At 41.1% G+C, this 17,405-nt stretch carries 20 protein-coding genes and 1 other annotated feature; of the genes, 8 read left to right on the plus strand and 12 right to left on the minus strand.

Annotated elements, in window-relative coordinates; all coding sequences use genetic code 11:
* Positions 1–19 precede the first annotated feature (19 nt).
* From asnS to HMPREF0549_RS00895, 8 genes are all read right to left on the minus strand, one after another.
* Positions 20–1,318 carry an asparagine--tRNA ligase gene (gene asnS, locus HMPREF0549_RS00860; protein WP_003716352.1) on the minus strand — a complete coding sequence of 433 codons (1,299 nt, stop codon included), beginning with the start codon at positions 1,316–1,318 and terminating at the stop codon, positions 20–22.
* 29 nt (positions 1,319–1,347) lie between these two features.
* Positions 1,348–2,358 carry an aspartate--ammonia ligase gene (gene asnA / locus HMPREF0549_RS00865; protein ID WP_003716353.1) on the minus strand — a complete coding sequence of 337 codons (1,011 nt, stop codon included), beginning with the start codon at positions 2,356–2,358 and terminating at the stop codon, positions 1,348–1,350.
* Positions 2,359–2,422: 64 nt separating this feature from the next.
* Positions 2,423–2,678 (minus strand) — a binding site (T-box leader).
* 136 nt (positions 2,679–2,814) lie between these two features.
* On the minus strand, positions 2,815–3,309 hold the full coding sequence (locus HMPREF0549_RS00870; RefSeq protein ID WP_003716354.1) for an LPXTG cell wall anchor domain-containing protein: 495 nt from the start codon (positions 3,307–3,309) through the stop codon (positions 2,815–2,817).
* A gap of 161 nt (positions 3,310–3,470) precedes the next feature.
* Complete coding sequence (locus HMPREF0549_RS00875; RefSeq protein ID WP_003716355.1) at positions 3,471–3,965, minus strand: DUF1440 domain-containing protein; 495 nt, start codon at positions 3,963–3,965, stop codon at positions 3,471–3,473.
* Positions 3,966–3,971: 6 nt separating this feature from the next.
* A complete protein-coding gene (locus HMPREF0549_RS00880; RefSeq protein ID WP_003716356.1) occupies positions 3,972–5,408 on the minus strand; it encodes a PTS transporter subunit IIC in 1,437 nt (478 codons plus the stop codon).
* A gap of 141 nt (positions 5,409–5,549) precedes the next feature.
* Positions 5,550–6,731: a thiolase family protein gene (locus tag HMPREF0549_RS00885; RefSeq protein ID WP_003716357.1), complete on the minus strand. Its 1,182-nt coding sequence runs from the start codon at positions 6,729–6,731 to the stop codon at positions 5,550–5,552.
* 97 nt (positions 6,732–6,828) lie between these two features.
* On the minus strand, positions 6,829–7,449 hold the full coding sequence (locus HMPREF0549_RS00890; RefSeq protein ID WP_003716358.1) for a sugar O-acetyltransferase: 621 nt from the start codon (positions 7,447–7,449) through the stop codon (positions 6,829–6,831).
* Positions 7,450–7,564: 115 nt separating this feature from the next.
* Positions 7,565–8,245, minus strand: coding sequence for an NAD(P)H-binding protein (locus HMPREF0549_RS00895; RefSeq protein WP_003716359.1), 681 nt, complete (start codon positions 8,243–8,245; stop codon positions 7,565–7,567).
* A gap of 160 nt (positions 8,246–8,405) precedes the next feature.
* Here HMPREF0549_RS00895 and HMPREF0549_RS00900 point away from each other — a divergent pair, with 160 nt between their 5' ends.
* The 5 genes from HMPREF0549_RS00900 (at position 8,406) to HMPREF0549_RS00920 (ending at position 12,901) form a co-directional block, all read left to right on the plus strand.
* Entirely contained in the window at positions 8,406–9,728 is a 1,323-nt protein-coding gene (locus HMPREF0549_RS00900) for a C1 family peptidase (protein WP_003716360.1), read from the plus strand.
* Between the two features lie 353 nt (positions 9,729–10,081).
* Complete coding sequence (locus HMPREF0549_RS00905) at positions 10,082–11,224, plus strand: MFS transporter (protein ID WP_050754843.1); 1,143 nt, start codon at positions 10,082–10,084, stop codon at positions 11,222–11,224.
* A 173-nt stretch (positions 11,225–11,397) separates the two neighbouring features.
* The gene (locus tag HMPREF0549_RS00910; RefSeq protein WP_003716362.1) at positions 11,398–11,592 is read left to right on the plus strand and encodes a helix-turn-helix transcriptional regulator; all 195 of its coding nucleotides are present in this window, start codon (positions 11,398–11,400) and stop codon (positions 11,590–11,592) included.
* On the plus strand, positions 11,589–12,113 hold the full coding sequence (locus HMPREF0549_RS00915; RefSeq protein WP_040530625.1) for a DUF3278 domain-containing protein: 525 nt from the start codon (positions 11,589–11,591) through the stop codon (positions 12,111–12,113). Before HMPREF0549_RS00910 ends, HMPREF0549_RS00915 begins: the two co-directional genes overlap by 4 nt.
* Positions 12,114–12,202: 89 nt before the next feature.
* The gene (locus tag HMPREF0549_RS00920; protein ID WP_003716363.1) at positions 12,203–12,901 is read left to right on the plus strand and encodes a dihydrofolate reductase family protein; all 699 of its coding nucleotides are present in this window, start codon (positions 12,203–12,205) and stop codon (positions 12,899–12,901) included.
* A gap of 55 nt (positions 12,902–12,956) precedes the next feature.
* On the opposite strand, the gene HMPREF0549_RS00925 is transcribed toward HMPREF0549_RS00920, so the two are convergent.
* Positions 12,957–13,379 carry a winged helix-turn-helix transcriptional regulator gene (locus HMPREF0549_RS00925; protein WP_003716364.1) on the minus strand — a complete coding sequence of 141 codons (423 nt, stop codon included), beginning with the start codon at positions 13,377–13,379 and terminating at the stop codon, positions 12,957–12,959.
* A 62-nt stretch (positions 13,380–13,441) separates the two neighbouring features.
* Positions 13,442–14,044: a nitroreductase family protein gene (locus tag HMPREF0549_RS00930; RefSeq protein WP_003716365.1), complete on the minus strand. Its 603-nt coding sequence runs from the start codon at positions 14,042–14,044 to the stop codon at positions 13,442–13,444.
* Positions 14,045–14,167: 123 nt separating this feature from the next.
* Between HMPREF0549_RS00930 and HMPREF0549_RS00935 the strand changes: the two genes are divergently transcribed.
* Together HMPREF0549_RS00935 and HMPREF0549_RS00940 are read left to right on the plus strand one after the other, a co-directional pair.
* Positions 14,168–14,476 (plus strand): winged helix-turn-helix transcriptional regulator, encoded by a 309-nt coding sequence (locus tag HMPREF0549_RS00935; RefSeq protein ID WP_003716366.1) that lies wholly within the window; start codon positions 14,168–14,170, stop codon positions 14,474–14,476.
* A 152-nt stretch (positions 14,477–14,628) separates the two neighbouring features.
* Complete coding sequence (locus HMPREF0549_RS00940) at positions 14,629–15,285, plus strand: SDR family oxidoreductase (RefSeq protein WP_003716367.1); 657 nt, start codon at positions 14,629–14,631, stop codon at positions 15,283–15,285.
* A 95-nt stretch (positions 15,286–15,380) separates the two neighbouring features.
* Here HMPREF0549_RS00940 and HMPREF0549_RS00945 read toward each other — a convergent pair whose 3' ends face one another.
* A complete protein-coding gene (locus HMPREF0549_RS00945; RefSeq protein WP_003716368.1) occupies positions 15,381–15,896 on the minus strand; it encodes a hypothetical protein in 516 nt (171 codons plus the stop codon).
* 170 nt (positions 15,897–16,066) lie between these two features.
* Here HMPREF0549_RS00945 and HMPREF0549_RS00950 point away from each other — a divergent pair, with 170 nt between their 5' ends.
* Positions 16,067–16,303, plus strand: coding sequence for a cytochrome b5 domain-containing protein (locus tag HMPREF0549_RS00950; RefSeq protein ID WP_003716370.1), 237 nt, complete (start codon positions 16,067–16,069; stop codon positions 16,301–16,303).
* A gap of 179 nt (positions 16,304–16,482) precedes the next feature.
* Here HMPREF0549_RS00950 and HMPREF0549_RS00955 read toward each other — a convergent pair.
* Positions 16,483–17,405 (minus strand): 5-methyltetrahydropteroyltriglutamate--homocysteine S-methyltransferase (locus HMPREF0549_RS00955; protein WP_003716371.1); only part of this gene is annotated, 923 nt, incomplete at its 5' end.

Raw genomic sequence — 17,405 nt, forward strand, 5'->3', positions numbered from 1 at the left:
GACGAAGGCACTCTAATTATTATGGACGCAACCGATTAATCATCCGTGGGAACGGAATGTTTTCCCGGATGTGCTCTTGGAGAGTGATCCAGGAGAGGAACCGTTCAAGACCCATTCCGAATCCGGAGTGAGGAACTGAACCAAACTTCCGCAAGTCGTCGTACCAACCGTAATCTTCCTTGCTTAAGCCGTTTTCTTCAAGCTTGTTAGTGATGTATTCATAGTCGTATGAACGTTCTGAACCACCAATAATTTCACCGTATCCTTCTGGTGCAAGTAAGTCAGCACAGATAACTTGACGGTCATCTTCGGGATCAGTTGGCATATAGAAGGCCTTAATTGCCCGTGGGTAGTTCATAATGAAGACCGGCTTGTTAAATTGGTCAGCTAAGTATGTTTCTTCAGGTGAACCAAAGTCATCGCCGTACTTAGAATCGAAGCCACCTTCTTGAAGCATTTCGATTGCCTTCTTGTAAGTGATTCGTGGGTAAGGTAATTCGGTAAATGGCTTCAAACTTTCAACCGAACGACCAACCATTTCTAATTCTTGTGTACAGTGGTCGATCAAGTCTTGAACAAGGTAAGCAACGTATTGTTCTTGGATCTTAAGACTTTCATCTTGGTGCATCCAAGCCATTTCTGGTTCGATCATCCAGAATTCTGTCATGTGACGACGGGTCTTTGATTTTTCAGCTCGGAAAGTTGGTCCCATTGTGTAGATCTTGCCAAGGGCCATTGCTCCAGCTTCACCATACAACTGACCTGATTGTGATAGGTAGGCATCAGTATCAAAGTACTTAACATCAAACAATTCAGTAGTTCCTTCAGGAGCTGATGAAGTTAAGATTGGAGCATCGAATTGAGTAAAGCCGTGCTTGTCAAAGAATTCCATTGTGGCAAGCTTAACCCGGCTCCGGATCCGCATCAATGCCCATGGCTTACGAGAACGGAGCCATAAGTGACGGTGATCAAGTAAGAATTCAATCCCGTGTTCCTTGTTACCGATTGGGTAATCTTCGCTTTCACTAACGATTTCAAAGTCCTTGATGTGGATTTCGTAACCGAACTTTGACCGCTTATCTTCAGCGATTTCACCAGTTACCCAAAAACTGGTTTCTTGGTGAAGATCATGCTTGGCAGAATCAAACTTAGCTTCATCAATATCATTTTTCCGGATAATCCCTTGGAAGAAGCCGGTTCCGTCACGTAACTGTAAGAAGGCGATCTTCCCACTAGACCGCTTATCAGTTAACCAAACACCAATCTTGACAGTTTCCCCAACGTGTTGAGGGGCTTGACTAATTGTAATTGTTTCCACTTTAATACTCTCCCTTAATCAATTATTTTTTATAGAATTTGAATGTGTGCAGCCTCACACTTTTTAAGCATCTCTTTTGGCCAGATACTTGCTTGAACTTCACCCACATGAGCCTTACCAAGCAAGAGCATGCAGAGCCGAGATTGACCAATTCCTCCACCAATTGTATATGGTAATTCGCCATTGAGCAACATCTTATGGAATGGTAATTTTTCCCGGTCGGTAGCACCAGCTTGTTCGAGTTGGTACTTCATTGATTCTGGACTAACCCGAATTCCCATGCTAGAAATTTCAAGCTTCTTTTGGAGAGGCTTGTACCAGAAAATAATGTCACCGTTAAGACTCCAGTCATCGTAGTCGGGTGCCCGGCCATCGTGAGGCTTACCAGAACGCTTCAACTTGTCCCCAATCTTCATAACGAAGACAGCGCCCATTTCCTTGGCAATTTTATCTTCCCGTTCCATTGGGGTGAGGTCTGGCCACCGGTCTTCAAGCTCTTGGGTAGTAACAAAATGAATATCATCTGGCAATTGGTAAACAGCATCAGGATAAAGGTACCATAATTCCTTTTCAATCCGCTTAATAACCTTGAAGATTTGGCGAACGGTTGCCTTCAAGGTTTGTTCAGTCCGTTCTTCCTTAGTGATGATCTTTTCCCAGTCCCATTGGTCAACATAAATGGAGTGGAAGTTATCTAAGTCTTCATCTTTCCGGATGGCGTTCATGTTGGTGTAGAGACCTTCGTGAAGACCGAAACCGTACTTCTTTAATGCTAATCGTTTCCACTTAGCAAGAGAATGAACGACTTCAATTGTTTCACCTGGCATTCCCTTCATATCGAAGGAAACTGGCTTTTCAATCCCGTTAAGGTTATCGTTCAATCCGGTGCTCTTATCAACAAACATTGGTGCCGACATCCGTTGTAAGTGTAGTTCTTGACCAAATTCATCCTGGAAGTTTTCACGAATGAACCGGATGGCAGCCTCTGTATCACGAATAGACAATTTTGGATCGTAATCCTTTGGAATAATTAAACTCATAATTAGCAACTCCTTAATATGCTTAGAATCGAGGATAAATAAAAAAGCCCTTCATCCCCAAAATCTAAGGGACGAAAGGCTTTTGTTCCGCGGTACCACCCAAATTGTCTAAAATATTATTAGACCATCTTATCGAGTACAAGAATACTCTCCCGGCGAGATAACGTACCGGTGACGACTAAGCCTACTTTAAACGAGGTTATTTGGGTTAGTAGCATGGAAAAAGTGTTTTTCAATAATCCAGGTGCTATCGGTCTCCCACTATCACCGACTCACTGTGAGACTGAAAATTATTTACTCGTCTTTCTCATCGCTTTTGTAAATCTTTAATTGTATTCTAACTGAATTTTTAGAAATTGCAACCACTTTTTAAAAATTTCTTGAAAAAAGACAAGAGACAGGAAAAATTTCATCTTTTCTCTGCCTCTTTCAGGATACTTTCAAATATTCAGTTAATTAGTTAAAACGGCGCTTTAATAAGCCAAAACCAAACATTGAAGCAAGGGAAGTCAATCCAAGCCCAGTAGCGGCCACTGCTTCACCATTGTTGTTACCAGTTTGTGGTAAAGTCTTCATTCCACTGTTTGACTTAGTTGCAACATAGGTTGGTTGTTGGGTATTAGCTGTGGTTGAACTAGAAGCGGTAGTAGCAGCTGAATTTTGTGCCTGTACTTGTGAATTATTATTAGTAACAGATTGACTATTACTTTGCTGGACATTGTTGTTTGCCTTGTAACCATCTAGTTGAGTAGTTAACCGCCAGGCATCACCGTTGCCTTGCTTGGCAGCAGTGACAAAATCAACCTTACTATCTGGATAAGTAGCTTTCCAGTAGTTTTCCAAGTTTTGGTATGATTCAGCGTGTGCAGTGGAGCTAATCGTAGCAACCCCCATAGTCATTGCAGCAACAAGAGTAGTACCAGAAATAGCTAATTTTTTCAGATTTTTCATTATTAAATCCCCCAATAATAAAATTTGCCATAAGCTATTTTTAGACTAGCTCTCTTAGTCAATTAGTCGCAATAGCGTAAAGAAGATTTTATTATTTTCACTGTTTTAACTGAAAAAGTATCAAAGTTTTTTCAGTTAAATGATGATCAGTGTGGGTGATATTATTTATTTAACTGTCTCAATACTTCATCAGCAATTTCGTGGTTAGTCCACATCCAAATTGCGTGACCAAGACTTTCGGAAAGGTGTTCTTCAAAAGGCTGATCTTTAGCATCAGGAACAGTCTTCATTGCGGGCATAATTACTAAGTGAAAGGCAACCCAAACAGCGATCCCAAATGGAATTCCTTCACCAAGGGTTAGTAATTTAACCTTCTTTTCTAGTAGGGCAGCATAGGCAGTCGCAAAGGAAATCGAGAAGCCAAAGTGAACTAGGTATGATACCCAAGGAAGTTGTTGCCCAGAGTATGTATAAGTAGCTTGAGTAAGTTTAGCGGGAACCCCGAGTTGTTGAAGCAGAGTTTGGGGTGGATTAACCTTGTCCCGTTCTGGGGTTCTTGGTGGGAGAATATTTTCCCAGCCGAGTTTAACAAGCCCAGAGATTACCCCAGCAGCAGTTCCAGCAATTACAGTGTTTTTTAAATTAAATTTTGACATTTTAGGTTACTCCTTTGATGGATTAATAGTATTTTTATCTGCCATTCGTTTGAGGTAGTGCCAAATTTGGGATCGATAGCGACGAAGGCAGAATAGCAACAGTAGGTAAACCAAAATACATAAACCGATCCAAAGCGGGTCTTGCGAAACAAAAGCAGCAAACACGACCGCATTAAGTGGCCGGGCCATCAAATTAAAACTTGTTACAAGAATAATCCCGGCAGGAATAGCGGCTCCGTAGTGAGAAATGGCTCCAGTATAAATTGAAGCTAGCCAGCTAGAGCAGTATAGGCCGATACTGAACCAGACTATTCCGTTGGCGATGACTTTGAGAATGTTCCCGTTAGTGATCGCAACGATAGACTCGACCATAAAGGGCAGGGCAATTAGATCAACAACTGGTAAAGTACGATTGCCCGGCAGAATAAAGGCAATTACGACCATAATTGGAATTAAAATAATTCCTGAAATAATCGTTGCTGATTCGCCATACCCAACGCCGTCATCTACCGCAAGAAACCAGCGCTTACGGTCGTTGAGGGGATCGGTAATGTGTTGAGTATTAGCTGCGGTTTTCCGTTGTTGATCAATGCTATTAGCCAGTGGTTTAAACGCTTTAGCAAAGACGTCAGTAACTAACGGAAAAATAGTCATTACAGCTGCTAATTGAACGGCAAATTGAAAGATTTGACCCCAAGCATGGTAACTAGCGAGCCGATTAAGGTTGCCAAGAATCCCAATTAGCAGACCGAGGATTGCCCCAAGAGTAGTTGGCTGACCAAAAACACCAAACTTTTGTTGAAAGGTTTTGGGAGTTAAATGAACTTTATTGAAGCCCAGTATATTCCAGAGCGGATCCAATAAAATTGCGGGAACTGTTTGGACAATATTTTGAGCGGCACAAACCGTTGTATTCTTAATCTGGTAGTAAGATGACCAACGATCTGCTTGGACTTCAGCTAACTCAAGAGTATAGAGAAGCATGAAAAATGATAATCCCATTGCTAACCAAAAATTATGGGTAGCGTAATAGGCAAGTGTTCCCCAAATCATAAAGCCAAAGTTATTCCATAAGTTAGAGGGCATAAAGACCTTCGTGACTCCAACCGCGAAGAGAATAAATTCTGCAATAAGGCCGAAGACAAAGAAAGCAAGACCAACTGAGGAGTTAAAACTCGCCAGGGAACCTGCTTGCCAGCCAATATCGACCACTGGAAGCTTGATGCCGACATTGTTGACCATTTGGTGGATGATTTTAGTGACAACTGGAGTAAACTCACCAATAATCCAGGAGAACCCCGTTAGCCCAACTCCAGCATACAAGGCAGACATTGCCGCAGTCTTTAGTTTAACCCGAAGAAAAAGGGCGATGATGAAAATCATGATTGGTACCACAACGGTAGCGCCAAAAGCATTGAAAAATTGACTTACAGATGAAAGCAAAACTTCATCCTCTTTCTATTTGTCATGAAATAATAACAAAAGTAATTACTAGGTAAGCCTAATAATTACAAAATAAGCTTACCTAGTAACCATTTATTTTATTGTACAACGAAAGGTGGGAAGGGTTAGGTAAAACGCTTGTTAATTAGGTAGCTTCAGTAAAGCAGCGATCCCCATTCCGCCACCAACGCAGAGGGAGGCAATCCCAGTTTGCTTTTGCAGATCCTGCATTTCGTGGACAAGGGTAACAACAATTCGGGCTCCTGAACAGCCGACCGGATGGCCAAGGGCGATTGCACCACCACGAGGATTAACCTTATGATCATCTAGTTTTAGTAGTTGCTCGCAGGCAATTGATTGTCCGGCAAAGGCTTCATTTAACTCAAAAAGATCAACGGCATCTTTATCAAGGCCGGTTTGAGCAAATAACTTATTGATGGCGTAATATGGGCCAAGTCCCATTACTGCAGGATCAAGGCCAATAGTAGCGGAAGTCTGCCATTCTGCCAGTGGGGTCAGGTGATACTTCTTAACTGCTGATTCACTAACAAGAATGACTGCAGCAGCACCATCATTTAATCCAGAAGCATTTCCTGCCGTAACTGAACCATCCTTTTTGAAAGCTGGTTTCAATCCCTGGAGAGCGGCCAGAGAAGTGTTGGCTCGGGGTGCTTCGTCAGTATCAATTGCGGTATCTTGGTGGTGGATAGTGACGTTGACTGGGGTGATTTCAGCGTCAAAAGCATGGTCTTGCTGTGCTTGGACAGCCTTTTGGTGACTGTGAAGAGCAAATTCGTCTTGTTGGTAACGAGCAATATGATAGCGTTCGTTAACATTTTCAGCGGTAATACCCATTGCGTAGCCACCCCAGGCATCTTGGAGAGCATCGTTCTGCATGGTATCTACCAGCTCACCATTCCCGAATTTATAACCATGACGGGCATTTAAAAGAACGTATGGGGCACGAGACATGCTTTCCATTCCACCAGCAACAATCACCTGGGCCTGTTCAGACTGAATCAGTGAGACACCAAGAATAATGCTGGATAGTCCCGAACCACAGACATCATTGATTGTAATTGCTGGAGTTGCTTGATCCAACCCAGCAGCGATGGCAGCTTGACGGGCAGGATTTTGTCCAGCACCAGCTTGGAGAACATTCCCCATTAAGACTTGATCAACCTGCTTGGCAGAAATGCTAGCTTTGTGCACCGCATCTTTAATTACAGTTGCCCCTAAATCAATTGCTGACTTTGATGAAAGGGCCCCACCAAACTTACCGATTGGTGTCCGTTGAGCTGCAACAATGTAAACTTTTTCCATCAATTATTTCTCCCCACAAAATAAAATTACTGTACTAGTTTAGCGAGAAAAAAGAGGAGCCGCAAGTATTTGACCCGGACTTTGTGAATCATTAATCTTATTTTAAAAGTTGGGGATTAATTTTCCGATCACGGTAATAAAATTTCCGATCGTGTTCAGAAATTTGCCGAGAAACTTTAGCTGGAACGCCCATTGCAACAACATTTGCCGGAATATCACGGGTGACGACAGCGCCAGCACCAATGACAGAGTTGTCGCCAATGGTAACACCGGGGAGAATAATAATTCCAGCCCCCAACCAGCAATTGTTGCCGATTTTGATGGGGAGGTTATATTGGTAACCCTGTTTTCGTAGTTCAGGAAGGATTGGGTGAGCGGCAGACGACATAGTGACGTTTGGCCCAATCATTGTATTATCGCCAATGGTTACATAGGTATCATCAGCAATTGTAAGGTTGAAATTTGCGTAGACATGGTTACCAAGTTTAATGTGGTGACCACCCCAATTTGCATGAAATGGCGGTTCGATATAACAATCTTTGCCAACTTTCGCAAACATTTTTTTGAGTAATGTCTGTCGTTTCTTCCCCTCAGTAGGAAGAGTCTGGTTATATTCATACATTGGCAGCATTGCTTGGGTTTGTTCAGCAAGGATTGCAGGATCTTCTGGTGAATAGATGTCCCCAGAATGAATCAGCTTACGGTTATCCATCTTCATCAACTCCAATAATGTATTTGTTATTCAAATTTTTATGTAAGCGAATACATTATAACAAAATACAACAATTATCAGTTTAGCTAATAATTGTTGTATTAAAACGGTCTTTAGAAGTTTAATCAGCCAAGCCAGCGTTGTTGTAAGCAACAGGATCATCAATATTACTCAAGGTATCCTCAATTGGAGTCTTCCCCGAGCGCATCATGATAATGTGACCGATAGTGTCCTTGTATTTGAGAGTATCAGTAAGAACCTTGGCAACATCAGGAATGGGGTTAGTAGTGTCATCACCTTCACCGAGGGTTACCATACCAGTTCCCGGCTCGTCAGTGAGGGATGCAGGTTGGACGATTGTGTAAGCTAGCTTAGTGTTATGGATCAGGTAATTATCTGCAAAGAACTTAGCAATATTATAGTCGGTAATCGCAGCCAGAGCTTTGTACTTAGACCACATTTGCGGCTGGAGTGCGTACATTGAACTTAACATGATGTAACGTTCAATTCCGTCACGTTCCGCAGCCATCATTGTTTTAACGGCACCAAATGCGTCCGTCTGAAGGAGATCTTTTCCTCTGGAGCCAGCAACAAAGTAAACTACGTCACACCCATCCATAACCTTAGCAATTTCGTTAACTTCTGCATGAAGATCAAGCTTGACTGCAGAGACACCGTCAAGTTTAACGATTTTTTCTGGATTACGAGAACCAGCAACTACTTCATTACCATCTTTAATAAGATCCTTAATTAGTTCAGTGGCAACCCGGCCTGAACCACCAGCAACAAATACTTTACTCATGGTAATTCCTCCTTTGGTATTACTATCCTAATTTTAACCGTTCGTTATAATTCAAGGAAGCGATAACACTTCTGGGGCAATTAATAGACGGTTAACGAAAAAGTGAGTTATGATTAAAGAGTAATAGTCACTGAAAAGATTTGTAAAAGAAGGGATTATTGTGACAGAAGAAAAGCATTTAACCACAGAAATGGTTAAAAAGTACCAAAAAGTTTTTCATGCGCGAAAAGATGCGGAAGTAATCGCTCGTGCTGTTCAAAAGAATGGGATTAAGAATGCCAGTGAAGACCCTACCGCTAGTCAACGCCTTCACAGAGCATTTTCCTATGAAATTAAAACCGGGAAGCCAAGTAACCAGCGGCACAGTGGCCGGTGCTGGTCATTTGCAACCTTAAATACAATGCGGCACAAGTTTGCCAAGAAGTATAACTTTAAGGATTTTGAACTTTCACAAAACTACCTGTTCTTCTGGGACCGGATTGAACGGGCAAACATGTACTTCCAAAAGATTATTGAAACCGCAAAGAAGCCACTTCATGACCGGACCGTTGACTTCTACTTGAGTTTTGCCTTGAATGATGGTGGTCAATGGGCCAATGCAGCTTCAATCATTGAGAAGTACGGTGTTGTTCCAGAATATGTAATGCCTGATACGCACAATACCCGTGACACTAGTGATGTCGCTGAAGTAATGAATTACTTAATGCGGAAAGATGCATTAGAATTACGGCACATGGTTAATGATGGTGCAGACGAAAAGGAATTGGCAGAAGCACAACAACGGATGATGGCCGATGTTTATAAGGTTGCTGCTTACTCCTTTGGTGAACCGCCGACAAAGTTTGATCTGGAATTCCGCGATGATGACAAGAAGTTCCATCAAGTTCTCGGTCTAACACCACTGAAGTTCTACCGTGAGTATTTTGACACGAACCTTGATGATTACGTTGTAATTACCAATGCTCCTGATCACGAATACAACAAAGTTTACGCAATGCCAACTCAAGATAGTGTTGCTGGGGGCATCCCAATTAAGTTTGTTAATGTTCCGTTCAAGGACCTTCAAGAAACAGCGATGAAACAATTGAAGGCGGGCGAGACCGTTTGGGTTGGTAATGATGTCCTTCAACAAATGGACCGGAAGCGGGGATTGATGGACGCTAAGCTGTTCCAACGTGCTCAATTGTTAGATGTTGATTTCGTAATGGATAAGAAGGATCGGCTTGAATCTAAGCAAGCGATGGTATCTCATGCTATGACCTTGACCGGTTTTGATCTTCAAAATGGTGAACCAACCCGGTGGAAGCTCGAAAACAGCTGGGGCAAGGATAATGGTGATAATGGCTACTTTGTAATGACCCAAGACTGGTTTGAAGAGTACACCTACGAAGCCGTAATCAACAAGAAGTACCTTAACGACGACCTCAAAAAGCTCGCTGACAGCGAACCAGTCATCCTGAAAGCATGGGATTCGCTGCAGTAGAAAAGAGTGTGAGCCGTGACGAATTAGCAACCGAGCACTAGAAAATCCCGGACGATGATTGTCTTGCAATCAAGGACGGGATAACTAGGCGGAGGTTGCGGTCACGGCGAACCGATCTAGGCTCTGTGATAGTAGAATACTAGCTCTAGTACATTAAAAATAATAAAAGATAATTTGCTACTGAATGAATCGCTTAATGAGAAAACTCATTGGCGATTTATTTTTCTTTAAAAAATTAACTATCGTTTGCGGTATGATTATTGCTATAAGAGAAGTTTAGAGAGAAAGAAGTTGGTTAAATCGTGGTAAAGCAGAAAAAAGAATCGATCTTCACAAAGGATGTTGTCCTGGTAATGGCAGCATCGTTTTTCTTCATTTTTAGTAATATGTACTGTAATCCGTTAATTAACGGTTATGCACAAGAATTAGGAGCTTCAAGTGCGTTTGCCGGGATTATTGTGGGGATGATGAGTATTGTCGCAATGTTCCTCAGACCGATTGCGGGGAACTTGACCGACCACTTTTCGAAGTATTCACTATCATTCATTGGTGGCGCGTTGTGTTTCCTTGGGGTAATGGGCTATGTAATTACTCCTAATAGTGGCTTACTATTGTTCTTTCGATTAATTAATGGTTTAGGGTATGTCCTTTGTACCGTATGTATGACTACCTGGCTTTCATACCTGGTTCCATTTAACCATGTTGGTGAAGCAATGAGTTTTTATGGTCTGATGAATGCTTTGGCAATGGCCTTTGCTCCAGCAGTGTCAATTAACCTTTACCGGATAATTGGGTATCGGGATGCCATCGTTATTTCGGCCTTATCAGCGTTAATGGTGGTAATTACAGTTCAGTTTGTTAGTAACCGGGCTAAACCGAAACCAGTTCCTCAATCACAATCAGGAAAGAAAAAGAAACTTCATATTAAGATTATTCAACGTGATTCGTTACCAGTTGCGGCTTTAACGGCATTATTTGCAATTCCGTACTTTGCAACCCAAGCGGACATTGTTGCTTATACTGAACAACGTCACTTACCGATTGCTGTTGGTTCGTACTTCTTGATTTACGCAGTGGTTTTACTAGCAATTCGGCTCTTCCTAAGAAACCAATTTGATACGGTCCGTTTTGGTCCCTGGCTAGTTACTAGTACAGTAGCAACAGTTTTCTACTTAATTATGCTAACGATCATGAAAACTAACTTTGAAATGGCATTGGCAGCTGCGGGGATGGCCTTTGGTTATGGTCTGATTTATTCGGTTTGTCAATCAACTGCGATGATGCTCGCACCAGATGACGAACGAGGATTAGCTAGTTCGACCTTCTTTTTAGGGTTAGATATTGGAATGACGCTTGGTCCAGTTCTTGGTGGGATTATTGATAGTACGATGCCGGTAAAATGGTTCTATCCAGTAATGCTTGTTACCGTACCATTAATCCTTTTGATTTACTTCTTCAATCGGCGAAAGTTGAATAGTGCCGTAAGTAATCATTAATTTTTACAATTGAATTGTTTAATGTTGAAAGGCTAGTAATGACTGGTGAGAAAAAGTTAATTTCCTCACCAGTCTATTTTTTGTCATATATAGTTGACAAAACAAAAATGAACTTAGTAAGATAATACCAACAAATGTCATTTATATATGACAAATAGAGGAGTGAGTAATTATTGAATCGCGTCCGTCAATTTAGGAAGAAGCAGCAATTGTCACAATTTGAATTGGCAAAAGAGATCGGGGTTGCGCGCCAAACAATTAGTTTAATTGAAAGTGATAAGTATAACCCATCACTGGAATTATGTCGGAAGTTAGCAATTGCATTAAAAACAGATCTAAACTCACTTTTTTGGGAGGAATCAAAATGACAAAAGAAAAACTACGTAATAGTCTTCTTAAATTTTCATACGGAATCAGTGGCCCAATTGATGAATACCAAGAAAAGCAGCTAGATCACCTTGGTAATTCAGCTTATTTAATCTTAACTTTAGTTACGCCAGCTTTACTATGTATTGCGGTTCTCTTGGCATTAGTTACTACCTACCAGATAGCCTTTTGGTTCGCGATTATTAGTTTATTCGCCTTATTTATTATTGTTACCTGGTACTTTTACATTATTGCTATCCGGCAGAAAGTGTTAGTAAATGAGGTTGATTCGGGCGAACTGAAAGAAAAGCGAAAAATAGCCATTAGACGTGGTATTATTACTGGAATTATTTTTGTCTTAATTGAATGTATTGGTTTAATAATTATTTACCAGAGCTATTCACTCAATTGGAACTACGCACTGGTTCTTACCGTAATTATCGGCTCGATACTTGTTGGTTTGTTTGCTGGAATCTTGGTTGGAGTGATTGCTTGGAAGAACTTGAAAAAATTTAATGGATAATAATTAACGGTCAGTGTTTCATATGAAACACTGACCGTTTTAAATGATGTTTAACAGGAGTAAACTGGTTGTAAAGGAAGTGGACGATAATGGATCGAGCAAAAGTTATTATTCATATGTACATGTCAATTGATGGAAAGATCGATGGTGATTGGGATGGCCTGCTGGGAGATAAAATTTCTGGTGACTATTATGACTATCAACTATTCAAACTTGGCAGTGCCAATGCTAACGGGAGTAACACGATCGTGATGTATGCTGCTAAGGGGAAGCTGGACCTAAGTAAATATGATGGTCAAAAAATTGAGTATGGTGACTGGGTGCCAGAAGGAATTCAGTCGCCAACTTGGGATGTTAGTTACGATCGCCGTGGCCGTGCTGGGTGGGAGAAAAACTACTTTCCATATGCCGGTAGAAAGAACCGGGCAATTGAGGTTGTTACCAAGCAAGCATCGAGAAACTACCTTGCCTTTCTCCAATCAATGGAGATCCCATACTTAGTTTGTGGTGAACGAGAGATCAACTTAGCCGAATCATTGGGCAAGTTGAAAAAATATTTTGATATTAAAACAATGGTTCTGGGTGGCGGCGCGTTAATTAATGGGGCCTTTCTCAAAGCTGGATTAGTGGATCAGATTTCGTTAGTAATCGCTCCGTATATTTCAGGTGATTCAAAGAAGAAGGGAACCTTTGACACGTTAGGGAAATTTGTTAATCAGCGCTTCCATGTTACTCAAACGAAAAAGCTAGGTGATGGTGGAGTTCACCTAATTTATGACCGGGATTAGGTTAACGTAAAATAGCGGAAGATTCAGTTATCAGAACTTCCGCTGTTTTTATTGATTACTTTTTAACAATTTCTTGCTTCCAGTGATGGAGGTGTTGCTTGGTAATAACGCAAAGACCCTCTTGACTGAGTTCCTTCATCTTGTCAGTGCACATAATCTTGACGTTTGGATTATCTGCCACTTGTTGTTCTCCCCAATAGTTAAGGTAACGAAGAGCAGCATATAGATTTTCTCCTTCATCAGTGAGACTATATTCGACGTGCGGGGGGATAGTATTATAACTCTTGCGGGCAACGATTCCGGCATCGCTAAGTTCGCGAAGTTGGTCACTAAGAACCTTGTGTGATGTACCGAGTTGCTTTACTAATTCACCAGTCCGCCGCGGGTGGTTAGCTAACTGGTAAAGGATGACGGGCTTCCACTTGCCGCCGATAATTGATAGAGCATAATCAGCACCGGTATTATACATTTTGGTCATAAAAAAATCCTCCCTTCAGTAACTTCATTATAGTATGAAAATAGGAAGAGAGGGAGTAACGACTATTTAATTAATTTGAAGACTTCTTGTTCATCAAGGTAGTCTTTGTCACTAGCTGGGGATTCGATTGAGCCAAATGGCATTTCGGCGCGGAGTTGCCATGTTTCAGGTAGGTTAAATGCTTGATGGATCGCATCATCAATTAGTGGGTTATAGTGTTGGAGACTTGCACCGATGTTATTTTCTGCAAGGGCAGTCCAAACGGCTTGTTGGGCACCACCAATTGCTTGTTCAGACCAGTCAGCGAAGTTATCAGCGTAACTTGGGAACTGTTCTTCTAATTGGTGAACAATTTTAGTATCAGTTAGGTATAAAATAGTTCCATAACCAGCACGGAAAGTTGCAATTTTTGCTTTTGTTTTTTCGAAAGCTGCTGGATCCTTAACGATTTCTTTTAGGGTATCTTCAACGATCTGCCAAACCCTATCTGATTTTTCGCCGAAGAGAATGACAGCGCGGACTGTTTGACTATTAAAAGCACTTGGCGAGTTGCGAACCGTTGTCTTTACTAGATCAAAAATTTCTTCAGGAGAAGCAGTTACCTGATCACCGAGAGCATAAATTGAACGTCTTTTAGCACTAATTTTATTAAAGGTTGATTGCATAGTAGTTTCTCCTTATAATTTATTGTTTACATTTCACTTACTAATAGTAAGCTATATAAAAGTTGCTTTCAAGAAGGGAAAAATTTTTCCCTATCGCTTTAAAATCCAAAAGGGGTGAAGTTAATGACAAAGCAAACTATACAGTGTCCAATCGAAAGGACGCTCAAACAAATTTCGGGAAAATGGAAAAGTGTAATTATTTTTCGTCTCTTAGAACATCCTCGATGCCGATTTAACGAATTGCAAAAGCTAATCCCTGAGTGCTCACGGCGAATGCTAGCGTTACAGTTAAAGGAACTAGAGCATGATGGCCTAATTAGTAAAACAGTTTATCCGGTAGTTCCACCTAAAACAGAGTATTCGTTAACGGAACGTGGTAAAAAGCTTAAGCCAGTAATTGAAGGGCTACAAGAGTGGGGAAGGATCAATTAGTCTGGATTAGTAAAAAAATTTTAAATACCGCCTTTGATTGACTGCCAAGTAAATGTTACTTGAGGGTAACTATCTTACACAAAAGTGCTTACTTTTAATAAGTTCAAATCTCCTTATACTTAAAAGTGAACAAAGGTTAGGAGGAAGATAAAATGACAAAGCAAGTACTAATTTTAGGCGCAACTGGCCAAATCGCCCAACACGCAATTAACGCGTTATTAAAGAATAGTGATGCGGAACTATTGCTTTTCACTCGTCACCCGCAACATTTAAAGAATGTAGATGAAGGTCGAGAAAAGGTTATCAAAGGTGATACTTTAAAAATGGATGAGTTGGATGCTGCTGTTTCACAAGCAGATGTTGTTTATGCTAATTTACGGAACCCTGAGATTAAACAGCAAGCTGAAAATATTGTTAAGGCAATGGATAAATATGGAGTAAAGCAGCTTGTTTGGATTTCCTCAATTGGGATCTATGATGAAGTTCCTGGTAAGTTCGGTGAGTGGAACAATGCTGAATTAGGTGGTGGTCAAAAGGATAGTTACCTTGGAACTTACCGCAGTGCAGCTGATGTTATTTCTGCTTCTGATCTTGATTACACAATTATTCGTCCGGCATGGTTAACAAATAAGGATGAGGTTGATTACGAAACAACAGAACGAGGAGAAGCGTTTAAAGGGACTGAGGTTTCACGAAAGTCAATTGGTAATTTTGTAGCAAAAATTATTGCTGATCCCGCTCCATATGCTCGTAAGGATTTCGGTGTTAATAAACCTAATACTGACGGCGATAAGCCAAATTGGCTTTAATGAAAATAACTAATGCTGATAGTTAAATAAAATAAGGCATCAATGACCTTCTGTAAAAGAAGATCATTGATGCCTTATTTTAGAATTGGGTAAAATTATCGATATTGATAATCTTTTTGGGCCATCTGGAATAAAACACGGTCGTATTTTTGAGTGCCATCAGGGAAATTAACAGTGAATTTCTCAAGGTTACCACCCTTTTCAATCTTTCCGGATGATTTCTTTGTTATTAGTCCATTATCGATTGTGACCTTATTGTTCTTAATTTTGTAATATTTCTTGCTAGTGGCTTTGTTAAGGATTGTCCGGTCAGCGAGATAGCGATTAATTGTTCGTGGGGCAGCCTTTTCTTCTTTCGTGGAATCTTTGGTAATTACTGGTTTACCTGATTGATCAGTATCGGTTATATTAACGTAAGCAGATTTACCATTAGTAGTAAAGAAGACATATTGATGCGCGGTTGTGTAACCATTTGAATTGATAAAAGTAACAAGGTAGACGCGGTTATTTAATGACTTTTGCGACATTGCTTGGATGGGTTTATCTGTAATAGTTATAGTAATGAGAAATGTCATCATGCTAACTAAAATCGGCAATAAGAACTTCTTCATGGACGACCTCCTTTCAAACCATTATCTTTATTATAACAGCTTAAATTTTTTAAAGGTGTTTGGTGGTGTGGCAGTTCAGAAGCGAAACATTAGTGCTTAAGACCTGATAGTGTTATAATCAAATTAGAGAATGAAATAATTAGATTTGTTGACTAAGGAGGCAGTAGCTAATGGCAGAAAAGACTTTTACTCGCGAAGAATTAGCAAAGTTTAATGGACAAAATGGTCAACCAGCATATGTTGCCATTTCTGGAACAGTTTATGATGTCTCGAATAAGGCTGCTTGGAAGGGTGGTAAACACCACGGTAATGAGGCCGGTCAGGATCTAACAGATGTTCTGTATAATGAGTCGCCTCATGGAGATAAGGTATTAAAAGATTTACCTGTTGTTGGTAAGTTGGTATAGAAAATAAAAGTCCCTGACAATCATTAGAGCTAACGATTGTCAGGGACTTTCTAATTGGGCAGGGCCTAAATGTGTTCAGCCTAAGCTCCCTCAAGATAACGGGCTCTCTCCTAGGCGCGAGTCGCCTTTGTCGAGAGAAATCGTTATCATCCGGGAGCTTTTAACGGCTTCGCACTCTCCTAGCCCCAAACCTGTTCTGCAATTTGCTTAACGAGCTTGATCTTTGCCCATTCTTGATCCTCGGTTAAGATGTTTCCTTCTTCGGTTGAAGCAAAACCACATTGGGTACTTAGGCAAAGGTGATCAAGGGGATGGAATTCAGCAGCTTCCTTGATTCGGTCAATGATTGTTTGGGGATCTTCGAGGTCGCCACTCTTAGAGGTTACCAAACCGAGAACGACATACTTGTCATCGGGAACCTTTGCTAATGGTTCAAAGTTTCCTGCACGGTCAGAGTCATATTCGAGATAGAAGGCTTGAACGTTTTCCTTAGCGAAAAGGTGATCGGCTACTGGTCCGTAACCACCCTTAGCAGCCCAGGTTGAGTGATAATTTCCACGACAAATATGAGTAGTGACGGTTAGATCATCTGGAAGGTCCGCGATCGCATCATTGTTTAATTTCAGGTAGGTATTTTCGAGTGCTTCCCGGTCAAAGCCAGCTTTAGCCATTGTTGCCCAGAATTCATCATCAACGACCATTCCCCAAGTACAATCATCAATCTTGACATCGCGGCAGCCTGCATCATAGAGTGCCAGGATTAAACCGTGATAGGCTTTTGCAATATCATGGAAGAGTTCATCATCGGTAGGGTAGTATTTCCGTAAAGCAGCAATGTTTTCGTCACCACGAACTAATTCGGCATAGAATTGAGCCGGTGCTGGAATACTTTGCCGAGGAGTGACGTCTTTACCATCCGTAAGACTTTTCAAGAATTTAAATGCTTCAACATCAGGATGACCTGGCTTGAAGGAAATCTTACCAGCAACCTGTGCAGAGTCCTTACGGGTTTCTTCGTCGTGGAAAAGGTAACCGTGTTCCTGAGTTGTATGCTTAATTCCCGCAAATCCCCAGAAAGTATCAAGGTGCCAATAGCTTCGGC

The organism is Limosilactobacillus vaginalis DSM 5837 = ATCC 49540, from assembly GCF_000159435.1.
Classification (GTDB): domain Bacteria; phylum Bacillota; class Bacilli; order Lactobacillales; family Lactobacillaceae; genus Limosilactobacillus; species Limosilactobacillus vaginalis.

Excerpts from the sequence above, each read along its gene's own strand:
- asnA (WP_003716353.1), bottom strand. The coding sequence starts at position 2,358 with ATGAGTTTAATTATTCCAAAGGATTACGATCCAAAATTGTCTATTCGT.
- HMPREF0549_RS00870 (WP_003716354.1), bottom strand. The coding sequence starts at position 3,309 with ATGAAAAATCTGAAAAAATTAGCTATTTCTGGTACTACTCTTGTTGCT.
- HMPREF0549_RS00875 (WP_003716355.1), bottom strand. The coding sequence starts at position 3,965 with ATGTCAAAATTTAATTTAAAAAACACTGTAATTGCTGGAACTGCTGCT.
- HMPREF0549_RS00885 (WP_003716357.1), bottom strand. The coding sequence starts at position 6,731 with ATGGAAAAAGTTTACATTGTTGCAGCTCAACGGACACCAATCGGTAAG.
- HMPREF0549_RS00890 (WP_003716358.1), bottom strand. The coding sequence starts at position 7,449 with ATGAAGATGGATAACCGTAAGCTGATTCATTCTGGGGACATCTATTCA.
- HMPREF0549_RS00895 (WP_003716359.1), bottom strand. The coding sequence starts at position 8,245 with ATGAGTAAAGTATTTGTTGCTGGTGGTTCAGGCCGGGTTGCCACTGAA.
- HMPREF0549_RS00905 (WP_050754843.1), top strand. The coding sequence starts at position 10,082 with ATGGCAGCATCGTTTTTCTTCATTTTTAGTAATATGTACTGTAATCCG.
- HMPREF0549_RS00915 (WP_040530625.1), top strand. The coding sequence starts at position 11,589 with ATGACAAAAGAAAAACTACGTAATAGTCTTCTTAAATTTTCATACGGA.
- HMPREF0549_RS00920 (WP_003716363.1), top strand. The coding sequence starts at position 12,203 with ATGGATCGAGCAAAAGTTATTATTCATATGTACATGTCAATTGATGGA.
- HMPREF0549_RS00925 (WP_003716364.1), bottom strand. The coding sequence starts at position 13,379 with ATGACCAAAATGTATAATACCGGTGCTGATTATGCTCTATCAATTATC.
- HMPREF0549_RS00930 (WP_003716365.1), bottom strand. The coding sequence starts at position 14,044 with ATGCAATCAACCTTTAATAAAATTAGTGCTAAAAGACGTTCAATTTAT.
- HMPREF0549_RS00935 (WP_003716366.1), top strand. The coding sequence starts at position 14,168 with ATGACAAAGCAAACTATACAGTGTCCAATCGAAAGGACGCTCAAACAA.
- HMPREF0549_RS00940 (WP_003716367.1), top strand. The coding sequence starts at position 14,629 with ATGACAAAGCAAGTACTAATTTTAGGCGCAACTGGCCAAATCGCCCAA.
- HMPREF0549_RS00945 (WP_003716368.1), bottom strand. The coding sequence starts at position 15,896 with ATGAAGAAGTTCTTATTGCCGATTTTAGTTAGCATGATGACATTTCTC.
- HMPREF0549_RS00950 (WP_003716370.1), top strand. The coding sequence starts at position 16,067 with ATGGCAGAAAAGACTTTTACTCGCGAAGAATTAGCAAAGTTTAATGGA.